The organism is Flavobacterium sediminis (assembly GCF_003148385.1).
In the GTDB taxonomy this organism is placed as follows: domain Bacteria; phylum Bacteroidota; class Bacteroidia; order Flavobacteriales; family Flavobacteriaceae; genus Flavobacterium; species Flavobacterium sediminis.
In genome coordinates this window covers 469,769-495,120 of the sequence record NZ_CP029463.1, presented here as the reverse complement: position 1 = coordinate 495,120, position 25,352 = coordinate 469,769, and the positions used below count along the sequence as shown (strand labels likewise).

Below are 25,352 nucleotides of genomic sequence, written 5' to 3'. Positions count from 1 at the left end.
GCTTTTGCGAGCAGCAAATGTATAGCCTTTTTTTGAATTGACAAGTTTTGAAAAGAAAAACAGGGATAGTAGATTGAGTTCCTGAAAGACTTTTCATTCTTATTGTAAAGAAAAAAACGTATCTTTAAAAAACGAAACCCAGCTATACATTATATGCCGAAAACAAGTACCATATTCAGAAAAGCAGGGGATTTTCTTCAGCTTACAGGCGAGTTAACCGGTTTTGCCGGGAGGTTCTTTATTGAAACATGGAAGTCGCCCTATGAGTTTGAAGAACTATTTCGCCAATGTTACCGGGTGGGAAACAGATCTTTTCCTTTAGTCGGACTTACCGGTTTCATTATCGGACTTGTACTTACGTTACAAACAAGACCCACTTTACAAGAGTTTGGTGCCGTATCATGGATGCCTTCCATGGTGGGAATATCTATTATCAGAGAGATAGGACCTGTAATTATAGCACTTATCTGTGCAGGCCGGATAGCATCAGGTATTGGAGCCGAACTGGGGTCTATGAAAGTAACCGAACAAATCGATGCAATGGAAGTTTCGGGAACAAATCCTTTTAAATTTTTAGTAGTAACCAGAATAATGGCTACAACGCTCATGATTCCTTTATTGGTGATTTTAGGAGATGTACTGGCACTCTACGGTTCTTTCCTGATAGAAAATATAAAGGGGAATGTTTCTTTCTACCTGTATTTTAGTCAGGTATTCAGATCGTTGGAGTTCAGTGACCTTATTCCGGCAACGTTAAAAACCTTTTTCTTCGGGTTTGCTATTGGACTGATAGGGTGCTTTAAAGGCTATAACTGTAAAGGAGGAACTGCCGGCGTAGGCGTAGCTGCTAATACAGCTGTAGTAATGGCTTCAATTTTTATTTTTGTGTTAGATTTTGTAGCCGTTTTGGTAACAGATATATTTTATGGGCTATGAAGGAAGAAAGAGGTATAAGAGGTAATTATACGAGAACTCAAAGTACTAATGAGATCGTTATTCAGATTAAAGACTTGCACAAAAGTTTTGATGAGAACAAGGTACTCAATGGTTTTAATATGCTACTTTACAAAGGAGAAAACCTAGTGATTATGGGAAAATCCGGCTCCGGAAAAACAGTAATGATCAAGTGCTTGGCAGGATTGATGCAACCCGATAGCGGAAGTATTGAAGTTATGGGGAGAGAGATCACACAATTAGGGCATAAAGATCTGGATGATCTCCGGGCAGATATCGGATTCCTTTTTCAGGGAAGTGCGCTTTATGACTCTATGACCGTACAGGAAAATCTTGAATTTCCTTTAAGAAGGCACAAGAGAAAACAGAAGAACAGAGGAAACACAGATGATCTGGTTAGGGAAGCTTTAGAAAATGTCGGACTTGCCCATACGGTGAACTTAATGCCGGTAGAGCTTTCGGGAGGAATGAAACGACGGGTTGCTTTAGCAAGAACCCTGATTATGAAGCCCAAAATCATTTTGTATGATGAACCGACCAGTGGACTGGATCCTATAACCTCCAAAGAGATCGTTGAACTGATGAGAACTATTCAGAAAAAATACGATACTTCTTCGATCATCATTACACACGATGTGGATTGCGCCAGAGTTATTTCTGATCGAATGATCTTATTGGTAGACGGAATTAACTATGCAGAAGGAACGTATAAAGAATTATCGGAAGCTTCAGATCCTAAGATCAAAGCTTTTTTTAAATAACAGATTATGACAAAGACATCTTCAGAAAATATCCGATTAGGCATTTTTGTTATCATAGGCAGTTTGTTTCTGCTGTTAGCGATTTATTTTATAGGGAATTACAAAGGGATAATAGGAAAAACGTTTACTATTAATGCTGTGTTTACCAATGTGAACGGCTTGCAAAAAGGAAATAATGTCCGTTTTTCAGGTGTAGACATAGGAACCGTGGGAGATATAGAAATGGAAAGCGATACAACAGTCCGGGTGCACATGGTTATAGATGAAAAAATGATGAAACATATTAAAAAAGATGCCATTGCTACAATTGGCTCCGACGGATTGGTCGGAAATATGATCGTAAATATCATACCGGGCAGAAATTCCCAAGAATATGTGCAAAACGGTGATCAGATCATATCCTACACCAGAATAGGAACAGAGGAGATGTTGAATACATTGAATGTTACTAATGAAAATGCCGCCCTGCTCACGGCAGACTTGTTAAAAGTAGTTCGGTCACTAACGCAAGGAAAGGGAACATTCGGTAGGCTGCTCAATGATACCCTAATGGCAGACGATCTTCAGGTAGCGATCAGAAATTTAAAATACACAAGCAGCCGCGCAGATAAGACTGTGTTAGCATTAGAAAATATGGTAGAACGCATCTCTTTTGAAGAAAGTGTTGCCGGAGTATTATTGACAGATACAGTTTCCGGAAATAAAATGAGACATCTTATTACAGATCTTGAAGCATCCGGTAAAGAAATAAGTCAAATGACAAAGGATCTGAATGATTTTGTGGCTCTCTTAAATGAACGCAAAGGAACGGTTAACTATTTAGTACAAGATACTGCATTGGTAAAACAATTGGAAAACATAGTAAAAAATGTAGACGAAGGTACCGGGAGATTTAATGAAAATATGGAAGCGCTAAAGCATAATTTCCTGTTCAGAGGCTATTTTAAAAAGAAAGAAAAAGAAGAAAAGAAAGAGAAAACAAAGTAATAAAGAGATCTTCTCCTGATAAAGAGAATGTATAAAACAAAAAAAGGGACAAGTCTTTTTTTAGACTTGTCCCTTTTAAGTGACCCCGCTGGGGCTCGAACCCAGGACCCCTACATTAAAAGTGTAATGCTCTACCAGCTGAGCTACGGAGTCAATGCGCTAATAAGTGAAAAAAATTGTGACCCCGCTGGGGCTCGAACCCAGGACCCCTACATTAAAAGTGTAATGCTCTACCAGCTGAGCTACGGAGTCAATTCATTTCCTTATTGCGGGTGCAAATATAAGACCTTAAATTTATTTTTCAATGCTTTTTTGTTATAAATTTGCTTTTTTTTACAAATTATTTTTTAAGTTATTAATTATTAGAACTTTATTTTTACATGGAAATTATCTTGATTGGTTACATGGGATCAGGGAAATCTACGATCGGTAAAATTTTATCAGAAAAAACTGAAATACCTTTTTTTGATTTGGATCAGATTATTGAAGAAAAAGAAAAAATGACTGTGAAAGAAATCTTCCAGAGAAAGGGTGAAATTTATTTCAGAAAGGTAGAGAGTCTGTATTTCAATGACTTCGTGGCTAATAATGATCATTATATACTTTCGCTAGGAGGCGGAACACCTTGTTATGCTAATAATCATGAAAAATTGCAACTTCCGGAAATAGCATCTTTTTATTTAAAAGTGCCTATAGCGGATTTGGTAAAACGTTTAACGGAAGAAAAAGAAAACCGCCCGCTGGTAGCTCAGTTGAATGTTGAAGAACTGGAAGATTACATACGCAAGCATTTATTTGATCGCAATTTCTATTACCATCAGGCAAAACATACAATTGATGCCAGTCAACCGACAGATGAGGTTGTCGCGGAGATTTTAAGAAAATTAACTTAAATAAGCATAATCGTTTTCATCTTCAAAAACTACTTGTACGTGTTCTTGAAGGGAGGTAGATAAAGAAAGCCCTTTAAAATCGGCTTTAACAGGGAATTTTTTGTGATTCCGGTCTACTAAAACAGCCGTTTTGAATTTTTTAAGCGGTACATCTAAAAAGTGTTTCACACCATATATTAAAGTAGTTCCTGAATTTAATACATCATCTACCAGAACAATTCCTTTGTTAGCGTATTCTTCTTTTTTCAGTGACGTTTCAATAGGTTTTTGTGGTTCTGGTTTGTCAATGAAAACTTCACAAAGTACAACTTTTAAATCGGAGATCTTTTGAACTTCAGCAACAATTTTTTGAGCCAGAATAAAACCGTTTTTACTGATTCCGGCTATGATGATTTCTTCTTCATCAATAAAAGTTTCCAAAATCTGATAGCTGATTCTGGTTATCTTATTTTTAATCTCCTGATGATTTAAAATGATGTTTTTCATGTTGTGCGGTTATTTTTTTCAAAGATAATAAACAGTTCTCTTCCTGCTCTTGGTTTTATGGAATTATTAGCGTTCTCTAATGTTTTGATCATGAAATGATTGCAGAATAAATCCAGATATTCTTCCTTAGAGCCACCGAAAGGAGGACCATCTTCCGTTAGTGGGAATTGAAAAAGCAATCCGGCTATTTTTCCGTTCTGGTTTAATAGACTGTGCATCTTTGAAACATAATCTTTCCGCAAGTCAGGATTTAAAGCGCAAAAAAATGTTTGCTCCAGTATTAAATCATATTGTCCTTGGTGATCAAAAAAATTCCCTTGTATTATTTGATGAGAATAATCCGGATGCAAGTCGCTGATTCGTTTTAAAGGTGTAGGTGCTAAGTCAACAACAAAAGTATTGCGGAAACCATTTTGAATCAGGTAATTGAATTCGTGTCCGTTTCCTGCACCGGGGATTAAAATCTTAAGTTCCTTATTGTCGATCTGGTCAATATATTCTTTTAAAGGAGTTGTTATGCCTCCGGTGTCCCAACCGATATCATTATTCAAATATCGGTTTTCCCAATAGTCGCTATTCAAGTTCATGGTCTGAAAAATCGGTTTCGTCTGAATAATTCTCTATATCTCTTCTGTCCTTTTTGGTAGGTCTGCCCGTACCTTTGGCGCGGTAATGTTCTTTACTGAGTTTTAACATTTCTAGGTGTGCAAAGGCTTCCTGCGGCGTTTCGTCTTTTCTGTAAATATCAACCAATTTAGCCCCAACACGGCTTTGCGGAATATCTAATATCGTCAACAAATAGTTGATCTGGTCTCTTCTGACTGAGACTTTGTCCATTGGGTAAATTTCCCGGGAAGGTTTGGCTACCTGTCCGTTTACCGTAACATGTCCCTTTTTAATGGCTTCACTAGCCATGTTCCTTGTTTTGTAATAGCGTATAGCCCATAAATATTTATCTATCCTCATGAAAAATCAAAAAACAATGTTAATAAACATACAAAAATAAAGGAAAATTGTATCTTGCGCACAAAATTTAATTGCATGAAATCAAAAATTTATTGGTTAGGAGTTTTGGCAATAGTGCTGTTACAATCTTGTAATAAGAGTGATGATAGTTCAACTACGGTCCGAAACAGACAAAAAGTGTATGACGAGAATATCGTAGAGATAGAAGAATATTTGCAGGCTTGTTTCATGACTGTGGATTCTGATATGAATGTAACAGTGGACTCTATCGAGAACGGTGAAACATCAATTTGGGACCAAACAAATTATCCTTTACAATACATTACGGTAAAGAACGATACACGGGAAACTTTGTATACAGATGGAAGAATTGATGATGATGTTGATTATAAATTGTATTATGTGGTTTTAAATGAAGGGGAGGAGTAACTCCTACCAGTGTGGATTCCACTTTTGTGGGCTATAAAGGTTGGAATCTGAAAAATGTAGTATTTGATCAGAATGATTTCGGAATGTGGTTCACTTTTCCGGCCATATATTCTTCAGATGCTGTTTCTATATCCGGATTCAGACAGATATTATCTGTAATAAAAACAGAAGCATCTGCAGTTGAAAACGGAGATGGAACGATTACTCATAATGATTATGGGAATGTTCTTGTATTCATTCCTTCCGGTTTGGCTTATTTTAGCAATGTAGCTACTAATATATCACAATATGCACCTATAGCTTTTCAGATAAAACTATATTCAAGAGAAGAGCGTGATCATGAAGGAGACAAAGTTCCCTCATATATGGAAGATCTGAATGGAAACAATGATTATTTTGATGATGATACAGATGGTGATTTATTACCTGATTTCTTGGATTATGATGATGATGGAGATGATTTTTTAACAAAGGATGAGATCAATGTAGATGCAAACGGTGATTTGTTGTTGCCGTTTCCGACTTGTACAAGTGGAACGCCTAAGTATTTGGATTCCAGTTGTCATTAATAAGAAGTTAATTGAAATAAAAAAACCACGCTAAGCGTGGTTTTTTTATTGTATATATATCACAATTATTTTTTTCTGGCAATAGCTTTTTCGGCTGCTTTAATAATTGAATCGGCATTTAATCCGTATTTTTCCATTAGTTGAGCCGGAGTTCCGCTTTCTCCGAAACTGTCGTTTACAGCTACAAATTCCTGAGGAACCGGATTGTTTTGAATCAATGTACGAGATACGCTTTCACCTAAACCTCCTAAAATATTGTGCTCCTCAGCAGTTACTACACAACCTGTTTTAGCAACGGATTTTAAAATTGCTTCTTCGTCTAATGGTTTAATAGTATGGATGTTAATTACTTCGGCAGAAATGCCTTTTTCTTCTAATTTTTCAGCTGCAACTAAAGCTTCCCAAACTAAGTGACCTGTCGCAAGAATGGTTACATCAGTGCCTTCGTTTAGCATTACTGCTTTACCAATTACAAACTCTCCGTTTTCAGGAGTGAAGTTCGGTACACTTGGACGTCCGAATCGTAAATAAACCGGACCGTGGTGTTCGGCAATAGCAATAGTAGCTGCTTTAGTTTGATTGTAATCACATGGGTTGATAACAACCATTCCCGGTAACATTTTCATCAAACCGATGTCTTCTAAGATTTGGTGTGTAGCGCCGTCTTCTCCTAATGTTAATCCGGCGTGTGAAGCACAGATCTTTACATTTTTATCAGAATAAGCTACTGATTGACGGATTTGATCGTAAACACGTCCTGTTGAAAAGTTTGCAAATGTTCCGGTAAAAGGAATTTTTCCACCAATTGTTAAACCTGCAGCAATACCGATCATATTAGCTTCAGCAATTCCTACCTGAAAGAAACGTTCCGGATGATTTTTCTTGAAATCATCCATTTTAAGAGAACCGATTAAATCAGCACAAAGTGCTACTACATTTTCGTTCTTTTGTCCTAATTCGGTTAAACCGGCACCAAAACCTGAACGAGTATCTTTATTTCCTGTATTTTCGTATTTTTTCATTGTTGCGTTGTGTTGAATTAATAATCTCCTAAAGTTTCAGGGTTTTGAGCTAAAGCTTTTTCTAATTGTTCATCGTTCGGAGCTTTTCCGTGCCAAGCATGGGTGTGCATCATGAAATCTACACCATTGCCCATTTCTGTATATAATAACACACAAACAGGTTTTCCTTTTCCGGTTCTTGATTTCGCTTCGGTCATGCCTGCAATGATAGCTTCAATGTTATTTCCTTCTTTAACTTCTAAAACATCCCACCCGAAAGCCTCGAATTTAGCTTTTAAGTTTCCTAAAGAAAGTACATCTTCTGTAGTACCGTCTATTTGTTTCCCGTTGTAATCAACAGTTGCAATATAATTATCTACTTTTTTTGCAGAGGCATACATGGCAGCTTCCCAAATTTGCCCTTCCTGTAATTCGCCATCACCGTGTAAGCTATAAATTAAATGATTGTCACCATTTAGTTTTTTAGCTAAAGCAGCTCCGATTGACACACTCATTCCTTGTCCTAACGAACCGGAAGCCATTCTGATACCAGGTAAACCTTCGTGAGTTGTAGGGTGCCCTTGTAAGCGGGAATTTATTTTTCTAAAAGTTGCCAGTTCAGAAACAGAGAAATAACCACTTCTGGCCAAAACGCTGTAGAATACAGGAGAAATATGTCCGTTTGACAAGAAGAAAAGATCTTCTCCGATCCCGTCCATATCAAAACCTTCTTTGCGTTCCATTAAATATTGATATAATACGACTAAGAATTCAGTACAGCCTAGTGATCCTCCCGGATGCCCTGAGTTAACGGCATGAACCATTCGTAATATATCACGTCTTACCTGAATGGTTAAATCTTGCAATTGTTGTGTGTTAGGTTTCATTTATTTTGATTAAAATTTCTGCAAAAATAATTTTTAATTTTGCTTCCAACAAACCTTTTATCAGGAACTTATTAAAGTTATCCGTTAATTATCCACAAAATAAATCCTAAATCTATTTTAAATTTTTTAGACAAGTACTTTCAAGTGGTTCATTTCCTTTATATTTGCCGTGTAAATTTTGTTTATGAAGTTTGATTTAATTAAGAAAGACGAGAAAAGTAAAGCAAGAGCAGGTATTGTTACTACAGATCACGGAGTGATTGAAACTCCTATTTTTATGCCTGTGGGAACTGTTGCTTCTGTAAAAGGAGTTCACCAAAGAGAATTAAAAGACGATATTAATCCTGATATTATTTTAGGAAATACCTATCATTTATACCTACGGCCACAGACTGATATTTTAGAGAAAGCCGGAGGCTTACATAAATTTATGAATTGGGATCGGAATATTTTGACGGATTCCGGTGGATATCAGGTCTATTCTTTGTCATCTAACAGAAAGATCAAAGAAGAAGGAGTCAAGTTTAAATCGCATATAGATGGATCGTATCATTTCTTTTCGCCAGAAAATGTAATGGAAATTCAGCGTACGATTGGTGCTGATATTATTATGGCATTTGACGAATGTACACCATACCCTTGTGATTACCGTTATGCGAAACGTTCTATGCACATGACGCACCGTTGGTTAGACCGTTGTGTAGATCATTTGGGAAAAGTTCCTGCGAAATACGGTTACGAACAAACCCTGTTTCCTATTGTTCAGGGAAGTACATATAAAGATCTACGTCAGCAATCGGCAGAATACATAGCAAATGTCGGGGCAGAAGGTAATGCTATAGGAGGTCTTTCTGTAGGAGAACCTGCTGAGGAAATGTATGCAATGACTGAAGTAGTAACTGCAATTTTACCGGAAGATAAACCAAGATATCTAATGGGAGTAGGAACTCCGGTGAATATCTTAGAAAATATAGCATTGGGTATTGATATGTTTGATTGTGTTATGCCCACGCGTAATGCCAGAAACGGAATGTTATTCACGGCAAACGGAATCATCAATATTAAAAATAAAAAATGGGAAGCTGACTTTAGTCCGATCGATAGCATGGGGCATACCTTTGTAGATTTAGAATATTCTAAAGCATATCTTCGTCATTTATTTGCGGCTAATGAATATTTAGGAAAACAGATAGCAACAATCCATAATTTAGGATTCTACTTGTGGTTAGTCCGTGAAGCAAGACGTCAGATCTTAGCCGGTACGTTCCGTGAGTGGAAAGATAAAATGGTAATACAACTGGCACAAAGATTATAAGTATGCTGAAAATAATCGACATTTATATACTACGCCGTTATCTCATGACTTTTACTGTCATGTTATTAATGTTTATTCCTATCGGGATCGTTATTGATGTTTCGGAGAAGGTCAATAAAATGATCGAGAAGAATATTGCGATCGGGGATATCTTAGTATATTATGTTGACTTCACCATTTATTTTGCCAATTTACTATTTCCTATTTTCCTTTTCTTATCGGTGATCTGGTTTACATCTAAGTTAGCTAATAATACAGAGATCATAGCAATATTAAGTTCAGGGATCTCTTTTCAACGATTTTTAAGACCATATTTTATCGGGGCAACAATAGTCTCTATTTTCGCTTTGATTATGGGTTTTTTTCTGGTTCCTAAGGCAAGTAAGGGTTTCAATGATTTCAGGTATGAGAACCTAAAAGGGAGTAATAAAACGAGAGAAACATCAGATATTTTCAGACAGATAAACAAAGACGAATATATTTATGTAAGTAACTATAATTACCTGTCTAAAACCGGATTCAATTTTGTACATGAAAAATTCAACGGGACACAATTGGTTGAGCGAGTAGATGCAAATCGTATCAGGTATAATGAAGAAACAAAATCATACACACTCTATAATTACAACAAGAGAACTATCGGTGAGTTTAACGATGTGTTAGAATCGTCGTCGAAAGAAATTAAAGAATACAATTTTGAACCGGATGATCTGACGCCGGTTATTTATGTTGCCGAAACGATGACCATAGGGCAATTGAATGATTTTATTAATAAGGAAAGAAAGAAAGGAAATGCCAATATCAATACTTATCTGGTCGTGTTTTATAAAAAATTCAGTTTGCCGGTATCGGCATTTATCCTGACGATCATTGCAGTTGCTGTTTCTTCCATGAAAAGAAGAGGAGGTATGGGAGTGAACTTAGCCATAGGAATATGTATTGCTTTTACGTTTATTTTCTTTGACAAAGTTTTTGGAACAATGGCTGAGAAGTCGAGTATTTCTCCGTTAATAGCGGTTTGGTTTCCGAATACGGTTTTTGGTATTTTAGCTTTTTACTTGTTGCGCAATGCAAAACGATAATTTCAAAAGTTATTTACATCTTCATTTAATAGTTTTTATCTGGGGATTTACAGCAGTTTTGGGAGCCTTGATCTCACTGGAAGCCTTACCGTTAGTTTGGTGGCGCATGGCGATAGCTACAGCTATTATATTACTTTTTATCTTTTGGAAGAAGATCCCTTTGGCACTAACCAAGCGAGCCGTTTTTTTTATGGTGTTGGCAGGTTTGGTCATTGCCCTTCATTGGCTGACCTTTTTTAAAGCGATTAAAGTTTCTAATGTTTCGGTTACTCTGGCCTGTTTGTCTACAGGAGCTTTTTTTACCTCATTTTTAGAACCGTTATTATACGGAAAAAAAATAGTTTGGTACGAAGTGTTGTTCGGATTAATTGTTATTCTGGGATTGTATATCATTTTTAATGTGGAAGGCGATTATGTGTTGGGGATAATTTTAGCTTTGACTTCCGCTTTCTTATCAGCATTGTTTTCTGTGATAAACGGGAAATTTGCGAAGGAATACCATCCGGCAACGATTTCATTTTATGAATTATCAGGAGGTGTTCTCTTTTTGTCGATCTATCTTTTATTTACTTCGGGTTTTACCACAGCATTCTTCCGGTTATCGCTTCCCGATTTGGGATGGCTATTTGTTTTAGCATCTGTTTGTACAGCCTATGCTTTTATAGCTTCTGTAGCCGTGATGAAACATTTAAGTCCATATACAGTGATGCTTACAATCAATCTGGAGCCTATTTACGGAATTATTTTAGCAGTTATAGTGTTTCAGGAAAAAGAAAAAATGAATCCGTCTTTTTATGTTGGAGCATTGATTATTTTGTCGACAGTGATCCTGAATGCAGTCGTTAAAAATTATCAGAAAAAGCAAAAACTGAAAAATAACTTGAATTAATATTATTGAAAATTTTATCTTTGTATTGGTAAACACTAACCAAATTAGAAACCTATGGAATATTTAGATTTTGAACTACCGATTAAAGAACTTGAAGATCAGTTGGATAAATGTGTGGTGATAGGGCAAGAGTCGGATGTTGATGTTTCAAATACGTGTAAACAGATTGAAAAAAAACTGGAAGAAACTAAAAAAAATATATACAAAAACTTAACGGCTTGGCAAAGAGTCCAATTATCAAGACATCCGAGTCGTCCATATACGATGGATTACATCAAAGCACTTTGTGGAGATAGTTTTTTAGAACTTTTCGGAGACAGAGGTGTAAAAGATGATAAAGCAATGGTTGGCGGGTTAGGAAAGATCGGAGATCAATCTTTTATGGTAATCGGACAGCAAAAAGGATTCAATACTAAAACACGCCAATACAGAAATTTTGGTATGGCTAATCCGGAAGGATACCGCAAGGCTTTACGTTTAATAAAAATGGCTGAAAAATTCGGATTACCTGTTGTAACATTTATCGATACACCGGGAGCCTATCCGGGATTAGAGGCAGAGGAAAGAGGGCAAGGAGAAGCAATTGCCAGAAATATCTTTGAAATGTGCCGACTTAAAGTGCCGATCATCTGTGTAATTGTAGGTGAAGGAGCATCAGGAGGAGCATTGGGAATTGGAGTCGGAGATAAAGTATTTATGTTGGAAAATACTTGGTATTCTGTAATTTCACCGGAATCATGTTCGTCTATTTTATGGAGAAGCTGGGAGTTCAAAGAGCAAGCAGCAGAAGCGTTGAAATTGACTGCTCCGGATATGAAAAAACAAAAACTAATTGACGATATTATTCCGGAACCTCTTGGAGGAGCTCACTATGACAGAGAGACTACCTTTAAAACCGTTGAAAAGTTCATTACAAAATCATATAAAGAATTAAAAGATTTATCAACAGCTGAACTTACGGCTAAAAGAATGGATAAATACTGTAATATGGGAGAATTTAAAGAATAATCCCATAAAAAGCTTGAAAATTATCCGAAGCCTTAACGTTTCGGATTTTTTTTATCTTATTAACAAAATAAAGTGACTTATAAACAGGTTATTAACGTGTGTTGTTTAATAACTTGAAAATAAAGCTATTAATTTTTGGTTACCTTAGCATAATGGAAAATATCAAGAATATAAACCCTATTAAGGTAGATAAAACTACCGTCATTAATTTAGAAAAAGGAAAATTGCCCCCCAAGCTGTTGATTTAGAGGAAGCTGTGTTGGGTGCTATGATGATTGATAAAAAAGGAGTAGACGAAGTTATTGATATTTTACAACCAGATGCCTTTTACAAAGATGCCCATAAATATATTTTCGAAGCTATAGTTGAGCTATTTAACGATACCCAGCCTATTGACTTATTAACCGTTTCAGCTCAATTGAAGAAAAACGGGAAATTAGAGATGTCTGGAGGTGATTTTTATCTGATCCAGCTAACGCAAAAAATTTCATCCTCAGCGCATATTGAATTTCACTCAAGAATTATTTTGCAAAAATATATTCAGCGAAGTTTGATTAAAATTTCAAATGAAATTATCGAGGAGTCTTATGATGAAACTACCGATGTTTTTGATTTATTAGACAAAGCCGAATCAAAACTGTATGAAGTAACTCAGGGAAATATTAAACGGAGTTCTGAAACTGCTCAAAGTTTGGTTATTCAGGCTAAAAAACGAATTGAAGAGATATCAAATAAAGAAGGTCTAAGTGGAATTCCGACAGGTTTTCATGATCTGGATAAATTAACTTCAGGTTGGCAGCCATCCGATTTGATTATTGTGGCAGCACGTCCGGGTATGGGTAAAACCGCTTTTACATTGTCAATGGCTCGTAATATGGCGATCGATTATCAGGCGCCGGTTGCTTTTTTCTCTTTAGAGATGTCATCGGTACAGTTGATTACTCGATTAATTTCGTCTGAAACCGGATTGTCATCTGAAAAACTGAGAACCGGAAAATTAGAAAAACACGAGTGGGAACAATTATCAATCAAAGTAAAGGATTTAGAAAAAGCGCCTTTATATATCGATGATACTCCGTCATTGTCAATTTTTGATTTAAGAGCAAAAGCACGTCGTTTAGCGTCTCAATACGGAATCAAAATGATTGTTATTGATTACCTTCAATTAATGACGGCCGGAGGTAATGGTAAAGGTGGAGGAAACAGGGAGCAGGAGATTTCGACCATTTCGCGTAATCTAAAAGCTTTGGCAAAAGAATTAAATGTTCCGGTTATAGCCTTATCACAGTTGTCGCGTGCTGTAGAAACTCGTGGTTCAAGTAAAAGGCCCTTACTTTCGGATTTGAGGGAATCGGGAGCTATTGAACAGGATGCCGATATTGTATCATTTATTTACCGTCCGGAATATTATAAAATAGACGAATGGGACGATGAAGAGCGCTCACCAACTCAAGGACAGGCTGAATTTATTGTAGCAAAACACCGTAATGGTGGTTTAGATAATATCCGTTTAAAATTTGTTGGAAGTTTAGGTAAGTTTGACAATCTGGATGATTTTAGTTCTCCTTTTGATGAATTGCCTTCTAAAATGAACTTGGATGACAGTAATCCGTTTATTACGCCAAATTTACCATCGCCTAATGAAGCTTTTGGTAGTAATATGAATAGTTCAGATGATGATTCAGATGTTCCTTTTTAAAAGTTGAGAAAAAAAGAGATAAAATAAAAAGAGCGATTCAATTTTGAATCGCTCTTTTTTTGAATGAATTAGTTGTTTATAATTAGCTTTTGGCCTTTCGACGAGTTATTGCTGCTGTCTATTATCAGATAAATACCTTCTGATAAATTACTTATATTGATAGTGTTCTCAATAGAAGATAATGCTTTGAATTTTTTAACGGTCTGCCCCAGTTGATTGATAATAACCAACTCTTTATCTGTTTTCGTTTTTATATAGAGTGTGTGTTGGGCTGGGTTAGGATACATTACAAAATTGTCGTTTCTTTCAAAATCTTCAGCGCTAAGAACTGTGGTACAAATAGACTCAACAGTACACGATCCGACAGTAATTTCAACTTTGTAATCTCCGTCAACTGTTGGTGTATAACTTTGATTGGTTTCTCCGGTCAAGATCGTATTCGGACAACTGTACCATTGATAGGTAGCACCTGATTGATTAGCAGTTAGAACACCTAAATTTTCAGTTACTGTATCATCAATAGCAGTTGGTTCAGTAATAGTAAAGTTAGTGGAAGTAGTACATCCGTTGGCATCCGTTACGGTACAAGTCCATGTTCCTGCAGTTAGTCCAGTTACGGAAGTTGTTCCGTCCCCAGTTGGGTTACCCGGAGTCCAGTTATAGGTATATCCTCCTGCACCACCAGTAGCTGCATTAACAGTAGCTTCTCCGGTCGAACCACCGTTACAAGCAACATCGGTCTGTGAAGCCTGTGTCAAGGCTAATGCAGTCGGTTCAGTAATAGTAAAGTTAGTGGAAGTAGTACATCCGTTGGCATCTGTTACGGTACAAGTCCATGTTCCTGCAGTTAGTCCAGTTACTGAAGTTGTTCCGTCCCCAGTCGGGTTCCCCGGAGTCCAGTTATAGGTATATCCTCCTGCACCACCAGTAGCTGCATTAACAGTAGTAGCTCCGGTCGAACCACCGTTACAAGCAACATCGGTCTGTGAAGCCTGTGTCAAGGCTAAGGCAGTCGGTTCAGTAATAGTAAAGTTAACAGAATCAGTACATCCATTGGCATCCGTTACGGTACAAGTGTAAGTACCTGCGGTAAGACCTGTAGCTGTTGTACCAGTTCCGCCGGAAGGTAACCAAGAATAGGTATATCCCCCTGCGCCGCCAGTAGCTGTATTAACAGTAGCTTCTCCTGTTGACCCTCCGTTACAAGCAATGTTGGTTTGTGAAGATTGGGTTAAGGCTAAGGCAGTTGGTTCGGTGATGGTAAAGTTAACAGAATCAGTACATCCATTGGCATCCGTTACTGTACAAGTGTAAGTACCTGCAACAAGACCTGTAGCTGTTGTGCCAGTTCCGCCGGAAGGTGACCAAGAATAGGTATATCCTCCTGCGCCGCCAGTAGCTGTATTAACAGTAGCTTCTCCTGTCGAACCGCCGTTACAAGCAACATTGGTCTGTGAAGCCTGTGTCAAGGCCAAGGCAGTCGGTTCAGTAATAGTAAAGTTAGTGGAAGTAGTACATCCATTGGCATCTGTTACGGTACAAGTCCATGTTCCTGCAGTTAATCCAGTTACGGAAGTTGTTCCGTCCCCAGTGGGGTTCCCCGGAGTCCAGTTATAGGTATATCCTCCTGCACCACCAGTAGCTGTATTAACAGTAGCTTCCCCTGTTGAACCACCGTTACAAGCGATGTTGGTCTGTGAAGCCTGTGTCAAGGCTAATGTAGTCGGTTCAGTAATAGTAAAGTTAGTGGAAGTAGTACATCCATTGGCATCCGTTACTGTACAAGTGTAAGTACCTGAGGCAAGACCTGTGGCTGTTGTGCCAGTTCCGCCGGAAGGTGACCAAGAATAGGTATATCCCCTGCGCCGCCAGTAGCTGTATTAACAGTAGCTTCTCCTGTTGAACCTCCGTTACAAGCGATGTTGGTCTGTGAAGATTGGGTTAAGGCTAAGGCAGTTGGTTCAGTAATAGTAAAGTTAGTGGAAGTAGTACATCCGTTGGCATCCGTTACGGTACAAGTCCATGTTCCTGCAGTTAGTCCAGTTACTGAAGTTGTTCCGTCCCCAGTCGGGTTCCCCGGAGTCCAGTTATAGGTATATCCTCCTGCACCGCCGGTAGCTGCATTAACAGTAGCAGCTCCGGTCGAACCTCCGTTACAAGCGATGTTGGTTTGTGAAGCCTGTGTCAAGGCTAAGACAGTCGGTTCAGTAATAGTAAAGTTAGTGGAAGTAGTACATCCATTGGCATCCGTTACGGTACAAGTCCATGTTCCTGCAGTTAGTCCAGTTACGGAAGTTGTTCCGTCCCCAGTGGGGTTCCCCGGAGTCCAATTATAGGTATATCCTCCTGCACCGCCAGTAGCTGCATTAACAGTAGCAGCTCCGGTCGAACCTCCGTTACAAGCGATGTTGGTTTGTGAAGATTGGGTTAAGACCAAGGCAGTCGGTTCGGTGATAGTAAAGTTAACAGAGTCAGTACATCCATTGGCATCCGTTACGGTACAAGTGTAAGTACCTGCGGCAAGACCTGCAGCTGTTGTACCGGTTCCGCCGGAAGGTGACCAAGAATAGGTATATCCGGTACTACCTGAAGCGCTTACTGTTGCAGAACCATTAGTCCCTCCGAAACATGATACGTTTGTTTGAGATGATGCACTTAAAGAAAGATTAACTACATTAACAGTAGCTGTACCACAACTACCTGGAGTTACACAACCACCTTCACCTCTAACGTAGTAAGTAGTGTTTGAACTTGGAGTAACTACAAAAGTTGATCCTGAAGTTGTTCCAATTAATGTTCCTCCACATGATCCTGTATAAACAGCCCATTGAGTGGCATCATTCAAAGTACCACTGATAGTCAAAGTGCTTGAATTTCCTGCACAAACAGGGGTAGTAGCTGTTACAGTCGGAACTGTAGGATCTGTACAAGCCGGAGTAGCTAATAATCTGAAATTATCAATTGCGATTTCTTGTGCTGTACTGGCATTTACAAAACAATTGAAACGTAAATCTAATGTTGTTCCTGTTCCTGATATGTTTGCTGTTAATTCGGTAAAAGCATAGCTTAAAGCTGTTCCGTCTCCGATTAAATCACCATCTGTATCGACACTAAAAGTACTTGAAGATGTTGTGGAATTAGCATAAATGGCAATGATTCTGTTCCATGAGCCTCCGTCTATCCGATATTCAACAGCCATAAAATCCTGACTGGCACCGAATGAACTTCCTTGATAACCACCGTTAAAATCATTATCGGCAAATAGTCCTTTGAAAGACAAATTTGTTTTTCCGCTTATATCAATTCCGCTCCAGGTTACCTGTTGGTTTGCAGATATACTGCTATTTGTACAGGTTGGACCTTTATCAATATCTTCAGCGGCCCAAAATTTTGAACCTTCAATATTTGAATATGTACCGGATTGCAAATCAATGTCAGCTAAACCCGCTCTTCTAAAATAGGCTGTTGCCGGAGGTCCTCCGCATGAGAATTCGGCAATAGACGGTGTTCTGCTACCGGAACTTGGAGCACCGGTATCTTCAAAAGTATCACTCCAAAACTGAGTTTGTGCGTATGAACTTGTTGAAAATAAGCTCATTGCAATCAAAATGAAAGTAATTTTTTGTTTCATGTGATGTAAATTTATATTGTTAGACCTTAACTAAATGTTTTGCCAATAATGTTACTATGATCACTGAATTGTTTGGCTGTTATAATTCCTTCTTCAGTGCTAAGTATCTCAATGGCAATTTGTTTATTATCAGAGCATGCTACAGCGATTAAGTTTTCTTCTGTAATTTCTGTAACAGTACCGGGATGAATATTTTTATGGGGGTGTTAAGGGGTGTTGCTGTTATGATTTTTGCCTGTTCACCCATAAATGTGGTGTCAGCGCCGTTATTCCAAGGGTTACAGGCATTGATTAATGCAATTATTTCTTCTGAATCCATTCTTCTCCAATTGATGAATGTATCAGAAAACTGGGGCTTTTCATAATAATAAGCTTCATCTTCATCTTGAGGTATATTAGGGATTTTACTGCCAAATTGAAGCATTTCCGCCATATTCAGAGCAACTTGAGCAACTCTGTTACTTAATTTTTGGGTTAATTTGCCGTAAGTTTCTCCTCTTTCAATGGGAATTGGGTCATTGAAGATAATATTCCCTTCATCAAAATTTGAGTTCATGAAGTGAACGCTGATGGCGGTTTCTGTTTCCTGATTTTTTAACACTTCAAAAATAGGCATTACACCTCTGTATCGGGGTAAAGGTCCCGGATGGAAATTAATAAATCTTTCCGTTCCGAAAGAAAGTACATCTTCAGGAATTAGAAAAGGGAAGGAAATAGAGAAAATATAATCCGGTTGTATCTCATTGATCCAATTTTTCATTTCAGACATGCTTTTTTTATCGGGAAATGCTTTAAACAATATTTTGTTTTTGTCGCACTCGTTTTCTAAAGCTTCTGTCATCATTTCGGTTCCTTTTCCAATTGCTACACCGTATAGGAATTTTTCATAAGCCATTAATTGTAAGGCTTTGAAAGCAAATTTTCCACCGCATAATAATACTATTTTCTTTTTCTCTTCCATCTAAATACAAGTATAACTGTTGTACCATGCAGAAGTTACCTCATGTAGTGGTAGATTGCATAACTTTTCAAATTCTTCTTTAGTGTCTTTTATTTCTTTGCCTAACTTTATTTCGCAAGTACCTTTGTTTTCAATCAATGTTGCTTCGTAAAGATTTGTAATAGAAGTGTTTGTTTTTTTATCAAAATATATTTTCCCTCTCGGGCTTTCAAATTCAAATTCATGTAATTCGCTTGCAACTTTAGAAATCACATGCTTTTGTTCTGCCAGTAGGTCTAGGGTTTTTATGGCAATTGAAGACGCTTCCCAACTAATTAAAGAAAACAGGTTTGGTTTTTTTCCTGATGATTCTATAGTTTCAATAAAGATTTTATTTTCGTTATTTTCTATCTTTTTTGACCAGGAGATAACTCCGCTCACGGCATCACTCGGTAAAACAGCAGCTTCCAATACGGTTTCTTCCAGTCCGAAAGGAGTTAGGTATATTGGTAAGTTTTGATTTCTATATCTATTATTTATTTCTTTGAAGTACCATTGTACAAAATCGCCGCTGAATAGACTTAGAAAGGCTGTGTTTGCGTTAGTAGCTAACTGGTTTTGTATCGGTTCCATTGTAAAATCTGTTTCTTGATAGCCGGTAGCATGGTTAAAACAAATTTTACTGCCTGCATTTTCAAAACTTTTTGAAATGCTATACGTATGTAAATATCCTCCGTCATAATATCCGGTTATCATAGCGCCTTCCTGATATCCGTCCTGAGAAGCTTTTCTGGCTGTAAGCCATGCACCTAAGGAATTGTGAAGCGAGTGATAGAAAATGTTAGGACATGTTGGCCATTCATTTGGTAAATTGGCTCCTGCATCTAAAACAATTAGCATTTTATTAGCAGCAAGGAAAAGAGGTCTGAGTAGTTCAGCAGTACGATGTCCTATAAAAGCAAGGACTAAGCTTACCTCTTCTTCCAATAATAGTTTTTCGGCTGAGCGGTAGCATTGTTGTTTATCTGCGCCGAAACCGATATTTTCGGTAATGATTTTAATATCTTCTCTTCCGGCTTGTTTTAATCCTGATTTTAATCCTTCATAGATGTCAAAGCCGATAGTTTTATAATATGTGGATCTTGGTAAAAGAACTCCTATTTTTTGCATATTTTTTTATTGTTAATAAAGGAAATATTTTTGAAAATATTCCCTTTATTTATGTTTGAAAAATTAGTTCCTGCTTGGGAATATTCCTTGCATAGCAATAGAAAAATTTATGGTTAGGTAAGGATTCATGATATCTACAGGAATACCTGATCCGGTAACGTCAGTAGTACCTGATAGTACTGCTCCTCCTGTATATGTATTAGGAGTTGCTCCGTTACCGCTATAAATGGCATCTGTAGCCGTAGCCGGGAAATTTCCTGCCGGCGATAATTCGTCTGCATTATCCGTTGATGCTTGTAAATTAACATGAGCATTCAATAATGAATGGATGTGTGGAGGCAAGTTTGAAGTTGTTAGTGTTTTAGTTGTACTACCCGCTTTTTGTCCCATTGTGTAAAGGGGTAATCCCGGACCTTGTCCTTGTCCAATTGGCATACGCCCTTGTAAATCAGGAAGAGCAAAAGTGGTCTGTCCGTTACCTCCGTAAGTAGTTCCTATAAGTGAAAATAAGGCTGTGTATTGAGAAATTGAAATAATTTGACCGGCACAAAGTGAATATCCCAAAGGGGCAAAATTGAATCCGAATAGTTTAATCTCTCCGATAAATGGTTCCGTTGACATGTGTTTTTCTTTTATAGTTAGTAAATTAATTACGACTTGGAAAAATTCCGTATATAGCAATGGAATAATTTATAGTTAAATACGGGTTCAAGACATTTACAGGAATACCTGATCCGGTAATATCAGTAGTACCTGTAAGACGTGCTCCTCCTGTATATACATTAGGAGTTGCTCCGTTACCGCTATAGATCGCGCTTGTTGCTGTTGCTGGGAAATTTCCTGCCGGCGATAGTTCATCTGCATTATCCGTTGATGCTTGTAATAGTACACGAGTTGAATTCAAAGAGTGTGTGTGTGGCGGAATGTTACTTGTTAATAGCGTAACTGTAGTGTGACCTCCGATTTCTCCCATTGAATAATCAGGTAATCCCGAACCTTGACCTTGTCCTATTGGCATACGTCCTTGTAGATCAGGAAGAGCAAAAGTGGTTTGTCCGTTGCCTCCGTAGGTAGTTCCTATAAGTGAAAATAAGGCTGTATTTTGAGCGATAGACATTATTTGTCCGGCACAAAGCATATGACCTTTTGGGGCAAAGTTAAATCCGAATAGTTTAATTTCTCCGATAAATGGTTCTGTAGACATAAAAAATTTAGTTTTTATAGTTAATATAAACAAATGTACCATTAACATCAGTTTTGAATATAGGTAGAAATACCTGTTTTTATGAGCTATATAAGAAATATATCAGTTTTTATGATATATTTGTTTACTACTAATCTTAATAAAATTTACTATTATGGCAAAAAACACAATTAGTTTGGAAACTGCTCAGACTTGGGCTAGCAGATGGAAACAAGAGGAAGGAACTTATAACCAACATAATAAGCTAAAAGCCTTTCTTATTCCCGGAATTGATATTCAACAAGTAATGCAGGAAGACGGTGTTGTGAATGTCAGAGCATATTTAGGAGTTGATGAAAATCAGGTAGAACGATTAATGGTCGTAGGAGTTGATGCAGAGGGGAACGATATGATATCTGAGGAGAACGGTAACTACATTTATGATTTTTCGGAGCCTTGCCCGAATACATGTAATCAAAAAGCTCCTTTTATTAGTTAATACTTGACTTGTTAGGTAGCCTTACGTATATAGGATATTTTTTGCTGGGTACAAATTTTATTTTGTTTCTCTTGGGACTTAAAAAATTTGTATCCAGATCTTATTTTATTTTTACATTTTATCTTTCCATCATCATTATAATTCAGTTTTTTACAGCTTTTTTTAAAAGAAATGGGATTAATAATTTGTTTCTATCGCATCTGTATTTTGTTTTTCAATTTATTATTTTGAGTTTTTTTTATTTATCGATCCTGAAAAATAAGAAACAGAAAAAAATCGTAAAATATAGCCTGTTACTTTGTCCTCTAATTCTGGTTATTCAGTATATTTTTAATCCGGAACTTTTTTTGAGATTCAACCTTTTAGAAATTTTCCTTACCTCATTCTTGTTGATCATTTTTTCAATGTTTCATTTTTATAATATTCTGAACGAAAAGCGAACGTATTATTATATAAATATGGGAATCTTGATTTATTTATTCGGGAGTACGGTTGTTTTTTTATCGGGTAATATCATTTCTGTTTTGAATTTTTCGACCAGTAAGATCATTTGGGAGCTTAATTCAGTACTATACGTGATCTATCAGATTTTAATAATGGTTGAATGGTTTAATATAAGAATAAAAAAAATGTAAATGAACAATGCAGCTCTTACGGATAAGGAATTGATCCTTGCGATCATTTATACATTTATAGCCTTTGTCTTAATGACGATTGCTGTAGTGGTATTCGTTTATTATTCCCGAAAGAAGATCATTCAAAAAGAGATTGAGAATAAAGATATGGAGATCAAATATCAGAAGGAGATCATCAATGCCACTATTTTAGCTCAGGAAGAAGAGAGGAGCAGGATAGCCAGAGATTTACATGATGATATAAGTTCTAAATTAAATATCATTTCATTAAGCAGTTATATGTTAAATTCAGAGAATTTATCAGATGAAGAGCAAAAAGAAATAACGGCTAATATAGTCAATGTATGCGGGAAAGTTTTGCAGAGTACCAGAAGAATATCCTATGATCTTTTGCCTCCGGTTTTGGAAAATTTCGGTTTAAATGTGGCGATAGAAGAATTGTGTAATAATTTTTCAGTTGCAAATAAAGTACAAATAAATTATAAAAATACGTTAAAACAAAGTATCTTTGAAGATATACCCCTCCATAATCATCTGCACCTTTACAGAATATTGCAGGAATTGATCAATAATTCCATAAGACATGGAAATGCGAGACAGATAGACATTCGTTTTGCTATTGAAGATGGAAAAAAAATTTGTGAGTATGTAGATGACGGTAAAGGATTCGACATAAAAAACACAAAGTATCGTAGAGGACTTGGAATAAAGAATATCGAAAGCAGAACAAGTTTTTTGAAAGGAGATTTAAAAATTGAAAGTGCTATTAGCCAAGGAGTACGAGTAATTTTAAATTTCTAATAAAGATGGACAATATAATAAAAATAATATTGGCTGATGATGAGCTGCTTTTTAGAAAAGGTATTGCTTTTTTACTAGAAAGAGAGCCTAATTTTAAGGTAATTTATGAAGCTTCTGACGGAAGTGACCTCGTTAATTATCTCGAAGACGATCCGATTGAATTGCCCGATTTAATTCTTATAGATTTAAAAATGCCCTTATTAAACGGAGTTGAAGCTACAAAAAGAATTCACAGTAAATTTCCGGAAATAAAAATAATAGCCCTGACCAGTTATGAAACAAAACCTTTTGTTTTAAATATGATTCAGGAAGGTGCCTCGTCTTACCTTGTTAAGAATACGTCTCCTAAAGAAGTGGTAAAGACGATCAATGAAGTAATAGCCAAAGGTTTTTATTATAATGACATGGTCATGGAAATAATCTATGAAGGGATTTCGTCAGGAAATAAAAAGGTAAAATGCAGTATTGAAGAAGACTATCTTACCTCAAGAGAAAAAGAAGTGCTAAAGTTGATTTGTATGCAGCATAACACCAATGAAATAGCTGAAAAATTGTTCATTAGCCCCAGAACTGTTGACGGACATAGGAACAATCTGCTGTTAAAGACAGAAGCACGAAATATAGCCGGTTTAGTCGTCTATGCAATTCAAAACAAAATAGTAGATGTAGAACAAATCAGTCAGAGATTTTAAATAGAAACAAATAAGGAGCTATAAATTAGCTCCTTATTTTATTTTAGCTGATCAGGTTAGCATGTTCGTTTTCCCAATTATCCGTAGTTTGAATTGTTGAACCATCTTGGTTAAACATAATGGCCGCTTTTTTAGTTCCTGAAACCAGATCAATGTCAAGGATCACTCTGAAAATGACAACATCTTTTCCATCGATAGTAACAGACAACGGACTGATGTCGGACATAAAAGCTAAGACACCTGCTATTCCAAGAGGATGAAGCGTTAAGTTTAATTCGGTGTTCTCAATACTTTCTAAAAGGGCAAGCCCCATGTTTTTACTGAAGTCCCAATCATAGCTAAATGAACAGTCCGGATTTGTCAGAACCGGTGTTCCTTTAATCGTTTGATCCAGAGTTAAATTAAATTTTACTTTAGAAGGAATTTTATTTTCCATGGTTAAATGTTTTAAATTGCTTTTAAACAAAATTCCTCATTTGACAGCTATTTGTTACAGGCGAAAGTTATAGATAAAAAAAAAAGGTTGAATTACCTGGTCTGTCAGGTATTTCTACCTGTTTGCCGAACCAATTAATCTTATTATATTTGAATAAAAATGAAATGAAGGGTTTATCATTTTCTATAATTCTATACCTTATCTTTTTTTCCATAACTATTAAGGCCTCTTCCGTATTGTTACCTATGGACGCTGAGGGGCAGCAAAATCATCTGAAAGCTTACGGAATTACCTATTGGGCACTGACAAAGGACTATAAAGTGAGTTGGCTGTTAAATTACAGAGGAGGTTCGTTCTTGTTACCCGATGCTGCTGAGATCCGAAGAGAATGCCAGATCAGAGGAGTTACATTTGAAATTTTATCAGATGCTTCTGCTAATAATATTCTGGAACAAATTAGCAGCCCTTCTCAAAACATGGAAACGGTGATTTTAGAAAAAGCACCTAAGATTGCAGTGTATACTCCTAAAGGGAAACAGCCTTGGGATGATGCTGTGACCATGGTTTTAACTTATGCCGAAATTCCATATACTGAAGTTTACGATGCGGAAGTACTGAGCGATCAGTTATTGCTTTACGATTGGTTGCATTTACATCATGAAGATTTTACCGGACAATACGGAAAATTTTTCGGAGCATATCGAAATGCACCTTGGTATATAGAACAAAAAAAACAAGCAGAAGAATTAGCCGCAAGTCTGGGATATCAAAAGGTATCAGAAGAAAAACTGGCAGTAGCCAGAAAAATAAGAGATTATGTCATTGGGGGAGGTTTTATGTTTGCCATGTGTTCCGCAACCGATAGTTTTGATATTGCTTTAGCTGCTGACGGGGTTGATATTTGTGAGCCTATGTTTGATGGTGATAATAGTGCACCGAATTATCAGGCTTCCATCAACTACAACAATAGTTTTGCATTCAAGGATTTTATTTTAGAGCGTAGCCCGATGGTCTATGAATTTTCGGATATCGATACAACTAATGACAGGATAAATAAAACTATTCCTTTTGAGCAGGATTATTTTTCCTTAATGGATTTTTCAGCAAAATGGGATCCGATCCCAACGATGTTATGCCAAAACCATACGCAACTCATAAAAGGATTTATGGGACAGACGACAGCTTTCAGAGGAAGTTTGATTAAGAGTAACGTTCTTCGTTTAGGAGAGTGTAAAATAAACGGAGAAGCCCGCTACATTCACGGAACCAGAGGTAAAGGTATGTTTACTTTTTACGGAGGACACGATCCGGAAGATTACCAGCATAGAGTAGGAGATCCGCCAACAGTTTTAGATTTGCATCCCAATTCGCCGGGATATCGTTTGATCCTGAATAATGTATTATTTCCGGCAGCAAGGAAGAAAAAGCAGAAAACCTAA

General features: G+C 36.9%; 26 protein-coding genes, 2 tRNA genes and 1 pseudogene. 15 read left to right on the top strand and 14 right to left on the bottom strand.

Annotated features, from left to right (window positions below; all coding sequences use genetic code 11):
- Positions 1–153 precede the first annotated feature (153 nt).
- The 3 genes from DI487_RS02315 to DI487_RS02305 are packed head-to-tail and all read left to right on the top strand — an operon-like array spanning position 154 to position 2,702.
- The gene (locus DI487_RS02315) at positions 154–936 is read left to right on the top strand and encodes an MlaE family ABC transporter permease (RefSeq protein WP_109568227.1); all 783 of its coding nucleotides are present in this window, start codon (positions 154–156) and stop codon (positions 934–936) included.
- Positions 933–1,715 (top strand): ABC transporter ATP-binding protein, encoded by a 783-nt coding sequence (locus tag DI487_RS02310; protein WP_109568226.1) that lies wholly within the window; start codon positions 933–935, stop codon positions 1,713–1,715. The genes DI487_RS02315 and DI487_RS02310 overlap by 4 nt, the downstream gene beginning before the upstream one ends.
- 6 nt (positions 1,716–1,721) lie before the next feature.
- Positions 1,722–2,702 (top strand): MlaD family protein, encoded by a 981-nt coding sequence (locus DI487_RS02305; RefSeq protein ID WP_109568225.1) that lies wholly within the window; start codon positions 1,722–1,724, stop codon positions 2,700–2,702.
- Positions 2,703–2,782: 80 nt separating this feature from the next.
- Here DI487_RS02305 and DI487_RS02300 read toward each other — a convergent pair.
- A tRNA-Lys gene (locus DI487_RS02300) sits at positions 2,783–2,855 on the bottom strand.
- A gap of 26 nt (positions 2,856–2,881) precedes the next feature.
- Positions 2,882–2,954: transfer RNA gene (locus DI487_RS02295), tRNA-Lys, on the bottom strand.
- Positions 2,955–3,082: 128 nt separating this feature from the next.
- Here DI487_RS02295 and DI487_RS02290 point away from each other — a divergent pair.
- Positions 3,083–3,595 (top strand): shikimate kinase, encoded by a 513-nt coding sequence (locus tag DI487_RS02290; RefSeq protein ID WP_109568224.1) that lies wholly within the window; start codon positions 3,083–3,085, stop codon positions 3,593–3,595.
- On the opposite strand, the gene DI487_RS02285 is transcribed toward DI487_RS02290, so the two are convergent.
- The 3 genes from DI487_RS02285 to DI487_RS02275 are packed head-to-tail and all read right to left on the bottom strand — an operon-like array spanning position 3,587 to position 5,047.
- Positions 3,587–4,081, bottom strand: a complete 495-nt coding sequence (locus DI487_RS02285) for a phosphoribosyltransferase family protein (protein ID WP_109568223.1) — start codon at positions 4,079–4,081, stop codon at positions 3,587–3,589. The two genes, DI487_RS02290 and DI487_RS02285, sit on opposite strands and share 9 nt — an antisense overlap.
- Complete coding sequence (locus DI487_RS02280; protein ID WP_109568222.1) at positions 4,078–4,668, bottom strand: class I SAM-dependent methyltransferase; 591 nt, start codon at positions 4,666–4,668, stop codon at positions 4,078–4,080. Before DI487_RS02280 ends, DI487_RS02285 begins: the two co-directional genes overlap by 4 nt.
- Positions 4,655–5,047, bottom strand: coding sequence for an RNA-binding S4 domain-containing protein (locus DI487_RS02275; RefSeq protein WP_109568221.1), 393 nt, complete (start codon positions 5,045–5,047; stop codon positions 4,655–4,657). Before DI487_RS02275 ends, DI487_RS02280 begins: the two co-directional genes overlap by 14 nt.
- A gap of 75 nt (positions 5,048–5,122) precedes the next feature.
- On the opposite strand from DI487_RS02275, the gene DI487_RS02270 reads away from it, so the two are divergent.
- Positions 5,123–5,476 carry a hypothetical protein gene (locus DI487_RS02270; RefSeq protein ID WP_109568220.1) on the top strand — a complete coding sequence of 118 codons (354 nt, stop codon included), beginning with the start codon at positions 5,123–5,125 and terminating at the stop codon, positions 5,474–5,476.
- A gap of 11 nt (positions 5,477–5,487) precedes the next feature.
- On the top strand, positions 5,488–6,045 hold the full coding sequence (locus tag DI487_RS02265) for an FKBP-type peptidyl-prolyl cis-trans isomerase (RefSeq protein WP_109568219.1): 558 nt from the start codon (positions 5,488–5,490) through the stop codon (positions 6,043–6,045).
- Positions 6,046–6,110: 65 nt separating this feature from the next.
- On the opposite strand, the gene DI487_RS02260 is transcribed toward DI487_RS02265, so the two are convergent.
- Entirely contained in the window at positions 6,111–7,067 is a 957-nt protein-coding gene (locus tag DI487_RS02260) for a transketolase family protein (RefSeq protein ID WP_109568218.1), read from the bottom strand.
- Positions 7,068–7,084: 17 nt separating this feature from the next.
- Positions 7,085–7,933 carry a transketolase gene (locus DI487_RS02255; RefSeq protein WP_109568217.1) on the bottom strand — a complete coding sequence of 283 codons (849 nt, stop codon included), beginning with the start codon at positions 7,931–7,933 and terminating at the stop codon, positions 7,085–7,087.
- A gap of 184 nt (positions 7,934–8,117) precedes the next feature.
- Here DI487_RS02255 and tgt point away from each other — a divergent pair, with 184 nt between their 5' ends.
- From tgt to dnaB, 5 genes and pseudogenes are all read left to right on the top strand, one after another.
- Positions 8,118–9,248: a tRNA guanosine(34) transglycosylase Tgt gene (gene tgt / locus DI487_RS02250; protein ID WP_109568216.1), complete on the top strand. Its 1,131-nt coding sequence runs from the start codon at positions 8,118–8,120 to the stop codon at positions 9,246–9,248.
- A 2-nt stretch (positions 9,249–9,250) separates the two neighbouring features.
- The gene (locus DI487_RS02245) at positions 9,251–10,330 is read left to right on the top strand and encodes an LptF/LptG family permease (RefSeq protein ID WP_109568215.1); all 1,080 of its coding nucleotides are present in this window, start codon (positions 9,251–9,253) and stop codon (positions 10,328–10,330) included.
- Positions 10,317–11,219: a DMT family transporter gene (locus tag DI487_RS02240; protein WP_109568214.1), complete on the top strand. Its 903-nt coding sequence runs from the start codon at positions 10,317–10,319 to the stop codon at positions 11,217–11,219. Before DI487_RS02245 ends, DI487_RS02240 begins: the two co-directional genes overlap by 14 nt.
- A 54-nt stretch (positions 11,220–11,273) precedes the next feature.
- Positions 11,274–12,227, top strand: a complete 954-nt coding sequence (locus DI487_RS02235; RefSeq protein WP_109568213.1) for an acetyl-CoA carboxylase carboxyltransferase subunit alpha — start codon at positions 11,274–11,276, stop codon at positions 12,225–12,227.
- Positions 12,228–12,379: 152 nt separating this feature from the next.
- A pseudogene (dnaB, locus tag DI487_RS02230) lies at positions 12,380–13,926 on the top strand (replicative DNA helicase).
- Between the two features lie 68 nt (positions 13,927–13,994).
- Here dnaB and DI487_RS02225 read toward each other — a convergent pair.
- The 6 genes from DI487_RS02225 to DI487_RS02200 form a co-directional block, all read right to left on the bottom strand.
- Entirely contained in the window at positions 13,995–15,638 is a 1,644-nt protein-coding gene (locus DI487_RS02225; protein WP_109568212.1) for a T9SS type A sorting domain-containing protein, read from the bottom strand.
- 62 nt (positions 15,639–15,700) lie between these two features.
- Positions 15,701–17,557, bottom strand: coding sequence for an Ig-like domain-containing protein (locus DI487_RS02220; protein WP_109568211.1), 1,857 nt, complete (start codon positions 17,555–17,557; stop codon positions 15,701–15,703).
- Positions 17,558–17,705: 148 nt separating this feature from the next.
- Positions 17,706–18,518, bottom strand: coding sequence for a methionyl-tRNA formyltransferase (locus DI487_RS02215; protein WP_109568210.1), 813 nt, complete (start codon positions 18,516–18,518; stop codon positions 17,706–17,708).
- Complete coding sequence (locus DI487_RS02210) at positions 18,519–19,667, bottom strand: ABC transporter substrate-binding protein (protein WP_109568209.1); 1,149 nt, start codon at positions 19,665–19,667, stop codon at positions 18,519–18,521.
- Between the two features lie 63 nt (positions 19,668–19,730).
- On the bottom strand, positions 19,731–20,288 hold the full coding sequence (locus tag DI487_RS02205; protein ID WP_109568208.1) for a phage tail protein: 558 nt from the start codon (positions 20,286–20,288) through the stop codon (positions 19,731–19,733).
- A gap of 25 nt (positions 20,289–20,313) precedes the next feature.
- The gene (locus DI487_RS02200) at positions 20,314–20,871 is read right to left on the bottom strand and encodes a phage tail protein (protein WP_109568207.1); all 558 of its coding nucleotides are present in this window, start codon (positions 20,869–20,871) and stop codon (positions 20,314–20,316) included.
- Between the two features lie 154 nt (positions 20,872–21,025).
- Here DI487_RS02200 and DI487_RS02195 point away from each other — a divergent pair, with 154 nt between their 5' ends.
- From DI487_RS02195 to DI487_RS02180, 3 genes are all read left to right on the top strand, one after another.
- The gene (locus DI487_RS02195; protein ID WP_109568206.1) at positions 21,026–21,349 is read left to right on the top strand and encodes a hypothetical protein; all 324 of its coding nucleotides are present in this window, start codon (positions 21,026–21,028) and stop codon (positions 21,347–21,349) included.
- Positions 21,350–21,984: 635 nt separating this feature from the next.
- On the top strand, positions 21,985–22,785 hold the full coding sequence (locus tag DI487_RS02185) for a sensor histidine kinase (protein ID WP_109568204.1): 801 nt from the start codon (positions 21,985–21,987) through the stop codon (positions 22,783–22,785).
- 5 nt (positions 22,786–22,790) lie between these two features.
- Positions 22,791–23,477, top strand: a complete 687-nt coding sequence (locus tag DI487_RS02180; RefSeq protein ID WP_109568203.1) for a response regulator transcription factor — start codon at positions 22,791–22,793, stop codon at positions 23,475–23,477.
- Positions 23,478–23,520: 43 nt separating this feature from the next.
- Here DI487_RS02180 and DI487_RS02175 read toward each other — a convergent pair whose 3' ends face one another.
- Positions 23,521–23,913 carry a hypothetical protein gene (locus DI487_RS02175; RefSeq protein WP_109568202.1) on the bottom strand — a complete coding sequence of 131 codons (393 nt, stop codon included), beginning with the start codon at positions 23,911–23,913 and terminating at the stop codon, positions 23,521–23,523.
- Positions 23,914–24,077: 164 nt separating this feature from the next.
- Here DI487_RS02175 and DI487_RS02170 point away from each other — a divergent pair, with 164 nt between their 5' ends.
- Positions 24,078–25,352, top strand: coding sequence for an asparagine synthetase B (locus tag DI487_RS02170; protein WP_109568201.1), 1,275 nt, complete (start codon positions 24,078–24,080; stop codon positions 25,350–25,352).